Source organism: Klebsiella sp. GW_Kp181, from assembly GCF_040062315.1.
In the GTDB taxonomy this organism is placed as follows: Bacteria; Pseudomonadota; Gammaproteobacteria; order Enterobacterales; family Enterobacteriaceae; genus Klebsiella; species Klebsiella oxytoca.
The window spans coordinates 29,650-42,993 of record NZ_JBEAFR010000057.1; the positions used below are offsets into that span (position 1 = coordinate 29,650).

Sequence of the window (13,344 nt, forward strand, 5' to 3'; positions counted from 1 at the left end):
GGCGGACGCTTTTTCAGTGCGCGCGGCTGTGATTTTCTTTACGGTAGGCGCCCGGCGGCTGGTTAAACGTACGGGTGAAGATGCGGGTAAAAGTTTGCTGCGAGTCAAAGCCGTATTTCAGGCAAATATCGTAAACCCGCTGATCGGTATCGCGCAGATCGCGCGCCGCCAGCAGCAGCTTACGCTCGCGGATATAGCGCCCCAGACTCTCCCCTTTGTACTGTAAAAACAGTCGTTGTAAATGCCACTTCGAATAACCGGCATGGCGCGCAATATCGTCAATACGTAGCGGTTGATGCAAATTTTCATCAATCCACTCGACGATAGTATCAATGACCTGAGCGGAAATAGTCATATGTCCTCTCTCCTCCTGAACCACTCTCATCGTTAGCGCCACCAGGCGTTAAATGATTGCGTTTTATCAGCGACCCAAACCGGCTCACCCAGCATAGGCGTCAGCAGTCGCCACGGTCGCCCTGTGCTGGCCTCCGCCAGTCGTTTATACGGATCGTCCCACGTGTGTTTTGCCAGCACGAAGCGCCCGGCATGGCCCGGCAGCACCGCGCGTGCATGAATATCGTCAGCGGCCTGCGCCGTCTCTTCCGGCATCATGTGGATGTACTTCCAGTCCTGGTCATACTGACCGTTTTCCATGATCGCTAAATCCACTTCGCCAAACTGTTCGCCGATGGCTTTAAAGTGCGGGCCGTAGCCGCTGTCGCCGCTGTAGTAAATTTTCTGCTGCGGGGTAACGAACATAAAGCTGGCCCATAGGGTCTGGTTGCGCTTGAGGCCGCGGCCGGAAAAGTGGCGCGCGGGCAGGACGTGTACCGTCAGCTCATCGCTCACCTGCAGCGCCTGATTCCAGTCCGCCTCGCTGATTATCGCGCTCTCCATTCCCCAGTAGCGCAGGTGCGACCCCACGCCCAGCGGCGTTATCACGCGCTTGACCTTCGGCATCAGGGCTTTGATGGTGGCGTAATCGAGATGATCATAATGATCGTGCGAGATGATCAGCAGGTCGATCTCCGGCATTCCCTCAGCGTGCCATGGGTAATCCCCGGTAAAGGCCTTATTAATAAAAGAGAAGGGTGCGGCATAGTTGCTAAATACGGGATCAATCAGGATGCGTTTGCCCGCCAGCTGCAGATACCAGGAGGAGTGACCGAGCCAGACCATCGCGTCCTGCCCTGACGGCAGGCCCGCCAGATCGGTGTTCACCAGCGGCAGCGGCTGGGCCGGTCTGGCGTTCTCGCGCCTGGCGACGAGAAACTCCCACCACGCGGCCAGCATATTTTTTTGCCCGGTAAAACCCGGCGTCGGGAGCTGATTGTGAAACTGGCCGTCATGATAGTGCGGCGACTGTTCCACCAGGCTGAGCTGCGCGCCCTGCGGCGCCTGGCCAAATCCGGCATTTAACACAAACGGCAAAGTTGTTGCTGACGCTAATAACATGATGGCGACCACGCTGAAAATGACACGGTTCATATCCTGACCTGGCGAAATCCTCCTTCCTGGAGGTTTTTGTTATAAGGGTTGATTATGAGTGAGTAAGCACTCATTATTAGGAAGAAGCTGAAAGTCGTCAAGACGATTTTCAAATTTTGACAGACAACGTTGCAGTGCCCGTACCGGGCATGCTTAGATCGTGGTTTTATAACCTGTGAGGTAAAGTGTAGTGGCTCGTCCTAAGAGTGAAGATAAAAAGCAAGCGTTACTGGAGGCCGCAACCGCCGCCTTTGCCCAGTCGGGAATCGCCGCCTCAACCTCCGCTATCGCCCGCAGCGCCGGGGTAGCCGAGGGGACGCTGTTTCGCTACTTTGCCACCAAGGACGATCTGCTTAACGAGCTTTATCTCTCTATCAAATCGGGGTTAGTACAGGTCATGGTGGCCAGTCTTAAACCGAACGAATCCCGTCCGAAAGAGAATGCCCGCAATATCTGGAACAGCTATATCGACTGGGGTATGCGCAAACCGATGGAGCATAAAGCCATACGCCGCATGTCCCTGAGCGAACGGATTACCGATGAAACGCGTACCCGGGTTAAAGAGATGTTTCCCGAGCTCAACGAGATATGCCAGCTTTCGGTTAAGCCAATTTTTCTTAGCGATGCCTATCGCACCTTTGGCGATGCGCTGTTTCTGTCGCTGGCGGAAACCACGATTGAGTACGCCAGCAACGATCCGCAGCGTGCCCCGGAGCTCATTGCGCTAGGCTTTGAGGCAATGTGGCAGGCGTTACATGAGGATACGCACTGATGGACCACCGCTCGCTGCATGACCACGCGCACCGTATTGCGCTGGAGCTTCCCTTTACCGAGCACTGCTGGCCGTTCGGCCCGGAGTACGATGTGTTTAAAGTCGGCGGGCGGATTTTTATGCTCACCGCAACGGTACGCGGCCGCGCGCTGGTCAACCTGAAGTGCGATCCGCAAAAATCGCTGCTTCATCAGGCCATTTACCGCAGCATCGAGCCCGGCTATCACATGAACAAAAAGCACTGGATCACCGTGGTTCCCGGCGAGGATATCAGCGTGGACCTGCTGGCGGAGCTGATTGATGATTCGTGGAATCTGATCGTCGATAAACTGAGCAAAAAAGAGCAGCAGCGGCTGCGCCCGGGGTGATTTTCAGCGCTGCGCGATAAGTGTTATCGCATTTTTGCCCCTTATCATTTGCCCGCCATCGCTGTACTCTTCCTTCACGAAACGCACCCGCAAGGGGTTGTAAACAGTGAGGAAGAGTATGGATATCGTATCGGTTGCCTTAAAGCGCTACTCCACCAAGGCATTTGACGCCACCAAAAAGCTAACTGCCGAGCAGGCGGAAAACCTGAAAACGCTGCTGCAGTACAGCCCGTCAAGCACCAACTCCCAGCCGTGGCATTTTATCGTTGCCAGCAGCGATGAAGGCAAAGCGCGCGTCGCCAAAGCGGCGAGCGGCACCTACGTGTTTAACGAACGTAAAATTCTCGACGCATCGCACGTGGTGGTGTTCTGCGCCAAAACCGCAATGGACGACGCCTGGCTTGAGCGCGTGGTCGATCAGGAAGAGGCCGATGGCCGCTTCGCTAACGCCGAAGCCAAAGCGGCAAACCATAAAGGCCGCACCTTCTTTGCCGATATGCACCGCAAAGATCTGCATGACGACGACCAGTGGATGGCGAAGCAGGTGTATCTGAACGTCGGCAACTTCCTGCTGGGCGTGGCGGCAATGGGCCTGGACGCCGTACCGATTGAAGGCGTCGATTTCGCAATTCTCGATGCCGAATTTGACCTGAAGGCCAAGGGCTACACCAGCCTGGTCGTGGTGCCGGTCGGCCATCATAGCGTTGAAGACTTTAACGCCTCCCTGCCGAAATCACGCCTGCCGCAGGCGACGACGATTACCGAGATTTAATTCCCTTCTGCCGGGAACGCCCGGGCCATGGCGCAGCAGCGTCTCGCCCGGGACTTTCTTCCCCCACTCTTTCCCCCTCTTTTTCTGCCGTTTGTGCCAGGTTTCCGGCGCTAATAAGCCCGCTTGTGCCAGGAATAACGCCTTTAGTGTGAACCTGCCGCTTTAATTAATTGATAAATAATATTTTTTATTTCTGGCACGCCCTTTGCTCTTAACAGATACCACTATCTGGATGAAGGAGAAACCGGGTGAAACATATCTATGTGGCCAGCCACGGCCATTTTGCTCGCGGACTGGTGAACAGTTTGTCGCTGCTGATTGGCGACGAACACGGCGTTATCCCGGTCTGCGCCTATGACGAAGATATCGTGACCACCGAACAGCTGGAGCAAACCCTGGAGCATCTCATCGTCCAGGCGAATGGTGATGAAGTGGTGATCTTTACCGACCTGCTTGGCGGCAGTATCAACAATAGCGCCGTGAGCGTCTTGATGCGTCATCGTAACGTTTTCGTGGTCGCCGGCATCAATCTGACTCTGCTGCTGGAGTTTCTGCTGTGCGAAGAAGCCACTACCGAGGCCGCGATTGTCTACGCCACCAGCGCGGCGCGTGAATCCATTGTTTTCATCAACCCCCTACTAACACAACCATCCTCTGACCCACAGGGAGAATCTCATGATTAAACTCGTGCGCATTGATTATCGGCTGCTGCACGGCCAGGTGGTTTTTGCCTGGACCCGAGCGCTGGATATCGACCATATCATCGTCGCTAACGCCAAAGCCGCGGCGGATGCCTTCATTACGATGTCGCTTAACCTGGCCAAGCCGGCGGGCGTCACGCTGGACATCGCCACCGTTGAACAGGCGGCGGAAAAGCTTAACGGCGGCAAGTTGGATCATAAAAAAGTCATGGTGGTCCTTGGCAATACTGCTGAAACCCTCGCGCTGGTAGAAAAAGTCCCGGGAATTAACGCCATTAACTACGGCGGTCTGCCGCAGAAGGAGGGCGCAAGACAATTCGGCAAGGCCATCTATCTGACCGAAGAGGAAATCGCCGATAGCAGAGCGCTGAAAGAGAAAGGCATTCGGCTGGAGATGCGTCAGGTACCCGCCCACTCGGCCGAGCTCCTCAACGAACAACTTTAACTTCGGAGGTCACTATGTTGCTCACCGCAACGTTACTCGGACTGATTGCCGCCCTGGGGATCCTCGATGGCCGCCTGCTTGGGGTATCGATGATCGACCGGCCGCTGGTGATGTGCGCCCTCACCGGTCTGGTCTGCGGCAATCTGCATGAGGGGATTCTGATTGGCGCTACGCTGGAGCTTATTTTTCTCGGCAACGTCGCCATCGGCGCCGCGCACCCACCCGATATCGTGACCGGCTCCGTACTGGCGACCGCGTTTTCGATCATGTCCGGCCGCGGTCCGGAGGCTGCACTCACCATCGCCATCCCCGTCTCAATGCTGGCGCAAACGCTGGGCATTCTGGTACGCGTGGTGAACGCCCGCTTCGGTCATCTGGCGGACCGCTATGCGGCGCAAGGTAATACCCGGATGGTCGGCCTGATGCACCTCGGCGGTCCGACGCTGCTCTATTTTTTAAACGGATTTCTGCCGGTTTTTTTCGCCATCCTGCTCGGCTCTTCGGCGGTTAGCTGGTTCCTTGAGGCGATTCCGCCGGTGATCACCAACGGATTGATCGTCGCCAGTAAGATCCTGCCGGCGCTCGGCTTCGCCCTGCTGATCAGCATGATGCTCAGCAGCAAACTTATGCCATACCTCGGTCTGGGATTTTTGATAGCGGCATATACCAAACTGGATATCATCGCCATCGCGCTATTCGCCGTGGTGTTGGCTTTTATCATCAGCCAGTTTCTTAATCTTAAGCAGCAGGAGAGCTAATCATGAGTGAAATGACGCAGACCCTGTCAGGCACCGCCCAGCCGCAAAGCGATGACGCAAGCCGGGTCACCGCTCGGGATTTACGCAGCGTGTTCTGGCGCTCCTTTACGCTGCAGGGCTCGTGGAACTACGAGCGCCAGCAGCATATGGGCTACGCCTTCGCAATGTCGCCCGCCCTGAAGCGCATCTATCAGGACCCGACGGAACTGGGGCGCGCCCTGCAGCGCCATCTGGTGCTGTTTAACACCACGCCGCACCTCTCCACCTTTATCTTCGGCTTGTCGATCGCTATGGAAGAGGAGAATCAGCGCAATCCCGAATTTAATGAAGAATCGATAAACGCGATTAAAACCAGCCTGATGGGGCCGCTGGCGGGTATCGGTGATTCCATATTCTGGGGGTCATTGAAGGTGATTGCCGCCGGGATGGGAATTTATTTCGCCCAGCAGGGCAGCCTCCTGGGACCGATAATGGCGTTGTTAGTTTATAACCTACCGCATCTGTTGTGCCGCTGGTATGGGCTGAAGCTCGGCTATCGGGCTGGCACCACCTGGCTGATGCGGATTTACCAAAGCGGACTCATGGATCGGGTCACCTATATCGCGTCAATCGTTGGCCTGATGGTCGTCGGCGCGATGACCGCCAGTATGATAGATATCACCACCCCGCTCAGCTTCACTGCCGGGCAGACGACCATGAAGGCACAGGAGTTTATCGACAAAATACTTCCTTCGCTGCTGCCTCTGCTTTTCACCCTTGGGATGTACAAGCTGATCCGTAAGGGAGTCAACATCAACTGGATCCTGTTAGGCACCATCGCGTTTGGCATGGCGGCCAGCGCGTTAGGCCTGCTTTAAGAAGAGGAATATTACCCATGCACGTAGAAGACTATATGAATGAAACCCCCGCTCGCCTGCTCGCTATGCTAACGCAGACGCGGGAAGATCTCTGGCAAGCGGCGAAAGCGCTGGCGGATCGCGGGATCTCTCGAATCATCCTGACCGGTTCCGGTACGTCTTACCACGGCGCGCTGACCGCGCGGTCGTTTATGCAGCAGTGGTGCGGCATCCCGGTCGATGTATACTGGCCCTTCCTGCTGGACGAGATGGCACTTTCCCTCAGCGGCAAAGCGCTGGTCATCGGCATTTCTCAGGGAGGCGGCAGCCTCTCCACTCTCGCCGCAATGGAGCGCGCCCGGGCAGCCGGGCACCTTACCGCTTCCATGGCCGGGGAAGCGCCAGCTGCCATCGACCAGGCGGCAGATTTGATCCTGACGGTCCCCTGTGGAGAAGAGCGCGCCGGCGCCAAAACCAAAGGTTATCACTGCACCATACTCAACCTGATACTGCTTGCGCTTGCCGTCGCCAGCCGCCAGCAGCGCCTGAGCGATGAGGAGCGCAAGGCGCTACTCGTCCGCATGGAGAGGACGTTCAATCATTTGCCGACGCTCATTGAGGCCTCGCAGGCGTGGGTTCTCAATCACGCCCGGCCGCTTATCGACAGCGCAGATATTCGCCTGACCGGCCCGGCAGAACTGTTTGGCACCGTTCAGGAAGGCGCGCTAAAGATGCTTGAAACGCTGCGCTGCCCGGTGGCCGGCTATGAATTTGAGGAATTCATCCACGGGATCTATAACGCCTTCGATGAGCGTTCAACCCTGATTATGCTCGATCCGCATCCCGATGAGCGCCAGGATCGTCTGGCGGAAATACTGTCTGGTTGGACGCCGCATATTTATCGCATTGGCCCGCATGTTGACAATAACGGTAAGAACATGCCCTTTACGTTTATTAACGATCCAGACTTTGCAATCTTTGAATATATTATTCCATTGCAAATGGTTTGCGCCAGACTACCGCCAGTGAAGGGTGTCGATCCCGCAATACCTAAGGATCCGCAGTTCCACCAGAAAATGAAAAGTAAAAAACTTAATTAAATAATGCCCTGTAAAAGTTATCCGCCATGCAGCGGAGGACCCTTTACATCTCAAGGAGACCAATATGTCTATAGCTCAGAAAAACGCCCACCATATTATTCGCGATATTTTAACCAGGCAACGTATTGAACGCGTGTGGTTTGTTGGCTGCGGGGGTTCGTTGACCGGCTTCTGGCCGGGGAAATATTTTCTCGATTGTGAAGCGAAAAAGCTGGCCGTCGGCTATGTGACCAGTAATGAATTTGTCCACGCGACGCCGCAAGCATTAGGGGAAAATAGCGTGGTGATCCTTGCCTCTCAGCAGGGCAACACCGCTGAAACGGTCGAAGCCGCCCGCATCGCGCGTCAAAAAGGCGCGGCTACGATTGGACTGGTATATACCCCCGGCACGCCGCTGTGCGAACACAGCGATTACACTATCGAATACTGCTGGGCTCGCTATCCCGAAACTGTCGATCCGACACAGCAAAAAGCGGCGTACAGCCTGTGGCTGGCGCTGGAGATCCTGGCGCAAACAGAAGGATACGACCATTACGCTGAGATGGTCAGCGCCTTTGCCAGTTTTGAATCCGTGGTGCGCGGCGCTCAGCAGCAGGTGCAAGCGGATGCGCAGCATTTTGCCGAAGCCTGGAAAAGTGAAAAGGTCATTTATATGATGGGCAGCGGTCCTTCGTTCGGTGCCGCGCATCAGGAATCCATCTGTATTCTGTTGGAGATGCAGTGGATTAACTCCGCCAGCATCCATAGCGGCGAGTATTTCCACGGCCCCTTTGAGATTACCGAACCGGGAACGCCGTTCATTTTATTAAAAAGCAGCGGCCGCACCCGTCCGCTGGACGATCGCGCGATCCGCTTTATCGAACGCTATCAGGGAAAACTGCAGATTATTGACGTGGAAAAAGTGGGAATTGATGCGCTTCACGCCAGCGTGCGCGAATATTTCTGCGGCCTGCTGCACAACTGCGTTCTTGATGTGTACAACCTGGCGCTGGCCACCGCCCGCAACCATCCTCTGACCACCCGCCGCTATATGTGGAAAGTCGAATATTAATTCGCTAACCCTCTGCCAGCCCCGGCGACCTGCTCCGGGGCTGCGCTGAGGATTACCAGCGAAAATCGTCAACGCGTAATTCAAAAATATCGTGAATATAACCAATTTCCGCTACCGGCAGCGTCACGTTATAGAGTATTTTCAGGCGCTGAAACGAGTGGTTCACCATAGCAATAAATTCTCCGTGCTGGCGAGAAAATTGCTCAAGATTTTTATAATGGGTAATTTCATTACGCATTACCAGACGCTCAATCATGCAGCTGAGATGCACATACAGGCTAATAATTAAATTATTATTAAAATTAAAGCCAAGCGTGTTTTGCCACTCTGCAATAATAGTCTCAATATGGCTCATCGTTTTTCCGGCATTCAGTATCGTCAAGGAGTTGACGACGTTATGCAGCGAAAACTCACGAACCATATTTTTATTAATCAGCGCAATTTGCTTCTCATTGAGATAGCCGCTTAAGAGCTGACTGAGATGCCGATGCCCCTGCTCGCCCAGCAGCTCTTCAATACCTACCCATGGCACCCCCGCCAGCTGTGGGTCGTGCGTACCCACAACCGCAATCACTTCATACTGGTGGAGCAACGATATCGCCGTGCGGCTATTTTTTAAGCGCGTATACTCGCAGGCGATAATGTTAATATCAAAGTCGCTGAGCAGGCTCTTCTCCATCAGATTTTTAAATTTAAACGCAGTACCGATTCCGGTAATGCAGGTCACCAGCAGAGCACGCTCTTTTTTTTCTGTCGGCCAGAAGACATCCCAGCGCGACTGATTGAGCGGCACGATCTCTTCGGCAATATGTTCGATATTTTTCCCCAGCGCGATCTCGCTGGCGACGTTCAGCGCCATGCGCGTCGTGACGTTATCCACCACCACCAGCGGGCCGTTAATCACCGACAAAAGCGCATCGGCAATCTCTTTGGTATAGCCCATATCGATAAGCACCATGACTCCGGCTCGGGTATCGGTATGCTGGAGATAATCAACCACGGCGCGGCTGACGTCGCTGAACGCCACCTCCATCGGCATGTCCATCGCCTGGTAGATCTTCTCGCCAATCAGGCGATTGGCGACCCCCGCAATGCTGCTGGCGGTCGAATAGCCGTGGGCGATAATCACCGCTTTCACTTTTCCGCCGCTGGTCGCATCAATCGCATTGCTGACGATAGCGGCAACCGCCAGGCGGTCAAGCGTATCGATGAGCAGATCGTATTTGTTATTGACGACATCCAGTAGTTTCCCCGCGATACGCTGCGCCAGCCCCGCTGAGGACTCCAGCCAGCGCTGCATCACCAGACGCGCGGGCTCGGCAACGCTGCGCGGAGCAAGAGGCAGGCTGGTCAGGTAGCGGCCAGTAAGATAGGCGAATTCGGCATTCAGCTGGAGATCGTAATTGGCGGCGATCGCCTTGCCCACATCCTCAATAAAGCGCAGCCGCTTGTCCTGAAGAGAGACCGCGCTCTCCTGATTCATCAACGCATCGAGATAGAGCGTCACGTTTTGATAAATGAGCTTTTCAAAGGTCCTTGCGCTGATATTGTCCTTCCCGAGTTCCTCGCACAGGCTGCAAATATTTTCCGTTAGCCGTTGATACTCATGATGGCGACCGGAAAATAAAGGCTGCGCGTCGCCATCGCGGTAAATCATGACCCGTTCGCTATTTTGCTGAAGAGAAAAAGGCGCATCCGCCAGCAACCGGTCGGGCAGTAAACCCGCTTTTATCTGTAAAAGATCGCTATCCCGCTCGCCAAATGTCCAGGCGCTGGCGCAAATATTGCGGATCAAATTCTCTAGTCCGCCGACGTTACCCTCGAGCGTTTCGCGCATCAGCTGGCTGATGATTTCGCCGTCCAGCGCCAGATCGTGATGTAATCGCTGCGCTTCACGGCGAAAAAAGTGATGGATAAACGCCAGTCTTTCATACTGTCCACGCTCGGCGATCGGCAGGATTTTGACGATCACCGGAATACGACGAATAAAAGTCGCCAGGAAGTGCTTTTCCAGATCCTCCGTTGAAGCAAAAATCAGCCGTACCGTGGCGCTGCGCTCCTCGCTGCTCTCCCCCAGCCGCCGCCAGCTACCGTTATCCATAAAATGGAACAGCTTCTCCTGTCCTTCGGGGGGCAGACGATGAACCTCATCAATAAACAGTACCCCGCCGTTGCTGGTCTCGATAAGACCGGGGACTGATTTATCCGCACCGGTAAAGGCGCCCTTCGCGTGCCCGAATAATTTCGAGGTCAGCAGCTCTGGATTATTCGCGTACTCAGCGCAGTTAAACACGGTAAAAGGCGCATCAGCAGGCAAAACGCCCTGTTCCATCGCATAACGCCAGAGCTGGCGCGCAAGGAAACTTTTCCCCGTGCCGGTGGGACCGCGCAGCAGAAGCGGTAGACCTGCGCCGGGGTAGCTGATGGCGGCCTTGCACTGCCGCAAAGCTTCCTGCAGGCTGCCCTGAGCGCCTATCAGCTGCGCCAGACTATCCTGGCGCTCAGCGCACAGGGCCTGAAGGGAAGCGTATTCGCCGTGTCGAACCGCGAGGCGGTGGTGGTCGCGCAGCGCGGCAATGGGTAAAAACAGCACCGGGCGACCATTTACTTTGACCACCCGCTGCTCGCGATGGAGATTATTCAGATGATGGCTGATGATACTGCGTTTTTGCTTCAGGCTATCGGCAATCGCCATCGCATTAAACTCGCCAAGCGCTTCCGCGGTCAGCGGTCGCCCGACGATCCGTTGTTCTAGCTGGCGAAAAATCGACTCCTTATTCATCTTGCGCCCCTGTCAAAAGCGTAAAATTCGCTTATACGACAATTCGCGTAAGACGTCGCTGCCCCCTGCCACACTTCTTAAAAAAGCTTAATTATTCATGGGTTACCCTTCCCGCATGCCAGATGCGCTCCGCATAGCGGCCAATTACCGCCAGCGAGACTGCGAGGATCAGGAAAAATGCGACTTTGTGCATGCCATCCCAGAAGAACTCGAAGAAACGGGTATAGAGGTTGATCGCCAGGAACGTCAGACCGAAGCCGCGCAGCATGCCGTCGTCGGTTTTCAGGCTGATATAGATACAGATCCCCGCCGCCACGGCGAACAGCAGCCCCCACGGCAGCAGCTGCCTTTGCGCTATGCTGGACCAGCTATCCAGGTCATAGTTGCCAAAAATCGACAGGATCCACAGGGCGATAAACAGATAGATCAGCCCCATCGCTTTACTGACGGTAAACAGCTGGCGCTGGCGCAAAGCGTGTTGCGCGCCGTAGCAGAGCGCAAGCAGCGCGCCGCCGAACAGCACGAAGCGGATCGGGTAGTTCATGCCCAGCCAGTAGGCGCCCCAGCCCGAAACGTAGCCGGTTTCTGCACCGAACCAGTTGCCCAGCGACAGCAGAAAAAAGAGCCACACCAGCCCGGAGCGGGCAAAAAAGCCAATCGCGCCGTAAATCAGGCATCCGGCCAGGAACAGCGGCGCGATATGACCGCTGCCGGTATCCAGACGTTCGCCAAGCTGCCACAGCGCCACGGCGGTAAAAATAACCCCCAGAAAGAGGATCGCCTCAGTGCTGTAGTGCCACTGCGTTTCCCGCCGCTGGCGGCGAAAACCCCAGGCGTAGCAGGCTACCGCCAGCAGCGCGGGCAGGATGATTCGCGTCAGCGCCGAGCGGCTGAACAGGCTCAGCAGAAGCTCAATCAGGGCGCTGTCGGCAAACAGGCTGCCCAGCGCGACCAGCACGCAGGCCAGCGCGGTCCAGAACGCATAGCGGCTCAGCCGCTGCCAGTCGAAGGGAGAGACGCGCAGCGTTTGCGCCAGCCGCTGGCTATCCTCAGGGGCTAAATCGCCGCTGGCCTGCCACGCCTTTAGCGCGCGCTGAATAATGCGCTGCTCTTTACGGGTAATATTCATGGGCATTCCTTGAGACTGATGACAAACCTTTTTTTGGCTATTGTGCTCGCACTTCTGCCGGGCGGCGCCTTGCCGGGCCTACGAAAAACCGCAATATCAACCTGCTATGCAATGCTCTGTAGGCCTGCGCAAGCATCGCGCCGCCGGGCAGTTCCTGAAGATTGCACTTTGTCAGCAATCTGATTCCTTGTCATTAGTGTTTATCCAGCCACGCCAGGGCCCGTTCGCCCATTTCATCCATCGGCAAATAGACCAGCAGGCGCGAGCCGTTGCGCGGGGCCGAGTACCAGTACATCTGCTGCAGGCTGAAGCGTCCGAGCTGCGGATGGTTAAAGTTCTTCACCTGATTTTCCACCCCGCGCACCTCATAGCGCTGATGCCAGAGGGACTCAAACTCCGCCGACGCGGCAAAAAAGCGCGCCAGCTTATACTCCCACAGCGGATCGCCGCGGTGCTCCGCCATCGCCGCGCGAAAATAGGAGACAAACGTCGCCAGCACATCGCGATTTTCAATACGGCTGCGCCAGGTTTCATTGGTCAGATACAGATAAATACAGTTGCGATCCTCTTCCGGAATGGTGGCGAAATCGATACCCATCAGGCGGCAGAAGCTGTCGTTCCAGGCCACAATATCGAAGCTCGGCTTCTGAATACTGGCGGGCTGCGGCATCAGGCTATCAAGCATCCGCCGGGTGCCGGGGCTGATGCCTTCGCATACCGTGACCTGCGCGGCTTCCGGCGGCGTCAGTCCGGCCAGGACAAACAGGTGCCGGGTCTCCAGCGGGCTGCACTGCAGCGCGTTCGCCACCGACACCAGCACGGACTCGGACGGATTAACGTCCCGCCCCTGCTCCAGCCAGGTGTACCAGGTGACGCCGACCTCCGCCAGCATCGCCACCTCTTCCCGCCGCAGACCCGGCGTGCGTCGACGGCCAACGCGCGGCAACCCCAGGCGCTGCGGATCGAGGCTCTCACGCCGGGCGCGCAGAAATGCCCCCAGCTGTTTACGGGCATCATCGGGCGCGGCGATCGTCGATTCACGTTGCGGCATGGTCGTCATAAAACCTCCAGCATGGTAGTGCCAATACCAGTATAAGCAGGAACTGGTACCCGTTTAATTTATCGGTGATGCTACGGCCATC

The 13,344-nt window shown here is 56.0% G+C and carries 14 protein-coding genes; 9 read left to right on the forward strand and 5 right to left on the reverse strand.

What is annotated here, in order from left to right; all coding sequences use genetic code 11:
- Positions 1-13: 13 nt before the first annotated feature.
- Together ABLV11_RS13910 and ABLV11_RS13915 are read right to left on the reverse strand one after the other, a co-directional pair.
- The gene (locus ABLV11_RS13910; RefSeq protein ID WP_004099996.1) at positions 14-355 is read right to left on the reverse strand and encodes a RamA family antibiotic efflux transcriptional regulator; all 342 of its coding nucleotides are present in this window, start codon (positions 353-355) and stop codon (positions 14-16) included.
- Positions 356-387: 32 nt separating this feature from the next.
- Positions 388-1,488, reverse strand: coding sequence for an MBL fold metallo-hydrolase (locus ABLV11_RS13915; RefSeq protein WP_004111167.1), 1,101 nt, complete (start codon positions 1,486-1,488; stop codon positions 388-390).
- A 190-nt stretch (positions 1,489-1,678) separates the two neighbouring features.
- On the opposite strand from ABLV11_RS13915, the gene ABLV11_RS13920 reads away from it, so the two are divergent.
- The 9 genes from ABLV11_RS13920 to ABLV11_RS13960 all read left to right on the forward strand — a co-directional run bounded on the left by ABLV11_RS13920 (position 1,679) and on the right by ABLV11_RS13960 (position 8,291).
- The gene (locus ABLV11_RS13920; RefSeq protein WP_004111165.1) at positions 1,679-2,260 is read left to right on the forward strand and encodes a TetR/AcrR family transcriptional regulator; all 582 of its coding nucleotides are present in this window, start codon (positions 1,679-1,681) and stop codon (positions 2,258-2,260) included.
- Positions 2,260-2,628: an MmcQ/YjbR family DNA-binding protein gene (locus ABLV11_RS13925; RefSeq protein WP_004099993.1), complete on the forward strand. Its 369-nt coding sequence runs from the start codon at positions 2,260-2,262 to the stop codon at positions 2,626-2,628. Before ABLV11_RS13920 ends, ABLV11_RS13925 begins: the two co-directional genes overlap by 1 nt.
- A 118-nt stretch (positions 2,629-2,746) precedes the next feature.
- Complete coding sequence (nfsB, locus tag ABLV11_RS13930; RefSeq protein WP_004111163.1) at positions 2,747-3,400, forward strand: oxygen-insensitive NAD(P)H nitroreductase; 654 nt, start codon at positions 2,747-2,749, stop codon at positions 3,398-3,400.
- Positions 3,401-3,648: 248 nt separating this feature from the next.
- Entirely contained in the window at positions 3,649-4,083 is a 435-nt protein-coding gene (locus tag ABLV11_RS13935) for a PTS sugar transporter subunit IIA (RefSeq protein WP_004099989.1), read from the forward strand.
- Positions 4,076-4,546, forward strand: a complete 471-nt coding sequence (locus ABLV11_RS13940; RefSeq protein ID WP_004099987.1) for a PTS sugar transporter subunit IIB — start codon at positions 4,076-4,078, stop codon at positions 4,544-4,546. The genes ABLV11_RS13935 and ABLV11_RS13940 overlap by 8 nt, the downstream gene beginning before the upstream one ends.
- 14 nt (positions 4,547-4,560) lie before the next feature.
- Positions 4,561-5,304 (forward strand): PTS mannose/fructose/sorbose/N-acetylgalactosamine transporter subunit IIC, encoded by a 744-nt coding sequence (locus ABLV11_RS13945; protein WP_004099986.1) that lies wholly within the window; start codon positions 4,561-4,563, stop codon positions 5,302-5,304.
- 2 nt (positions 5,305-5,306) lie between these two features.
- Complete coding sequence (locus ABLV11_RS13950; RefSeq protein ID WP_032694576.1) at positions 5,307-6,161, forward strand: PTS system mannose/fructose/sorbose family transporter subunit IID; 855 nt, start codon at positions 5,307-5,309, stop codon at positions 6,159-6,161.
- A gap of 17 nt (positions 6,162-6,178) precedes the next feature.
- Positions 6,179-7,240, forward strand: a complete 1,062-nt coding sequence (locus ABLV11_RS13955; RefSeq protein ID WP_224330554.1) for an SIS domain-containing protein — start codon at positions 6,179-6,181, stop codon at positions 7,238-7,240.
- A 64-nt stretch (positions 7,241-7,304) separates the two neighbouring features.
- The gene (locus ABLV11_RS13960) at positions 7,305-8,291 is read left to right on the forward strand and encodes an SIS domain-containing protein (protein ID WP_004099979.1); all 987 of its coding nucleotides are present in this window, start codon (positions 7,305-7,307) and stop codon (positions 8,289-8,291) included.
- 52 nt (positions 8,292-8,343) lie between these two features.
- Here ABLV11_RS13960 and ABLV11_RS13965 read toward each other — a convergent pair whose 3' ends face one another.
- From ABLV11_RS13965 to ABLV11_RS13975, 3 genes are all read right to left on the reverse strand, one after another.
- Positions 8,344-11,073 (reverse strand): sigma-54-dependent transcriptional regulator, encoded by a 2,730-nt coding sequence (locus ABLV11_RS13965; protein ID WP_016809123.1) that lies wholly within the window; start codon positions 11,071-11,073, stop codon positions 8,344-8,346.
- Between the two features lie 91 nt (positions 11,074-11,164).
- Positions 11,165-12,202 (reverse strand): hypothetical protein, encoded by a 1,038-nt coding sequence (locus ABLV11_RS13970; protein WP_016809122.1) that lies wholly within the window; start codon positions 12,200-12,202, stop codon positions 11,165-11,167.
- A 193-nt stretch (positions 12,203-12,395) separates the two neighbouring features.
- Positions 12,396-13,262 carry a helix-turn-helix transcriptional regulator gene (locus ABLV11_RS13975; RefSeq protein WP_126488732.1) on the reverse strand — a complete coding sequence of 289 codons (867 nt, stop codon included), beginning with the start codon at positions 13,260-13,262 and terminating at the stop codon, positions 12,396-12,398.
- Positions 13,263-13,344: the final 82 nt, after the last annotated feature.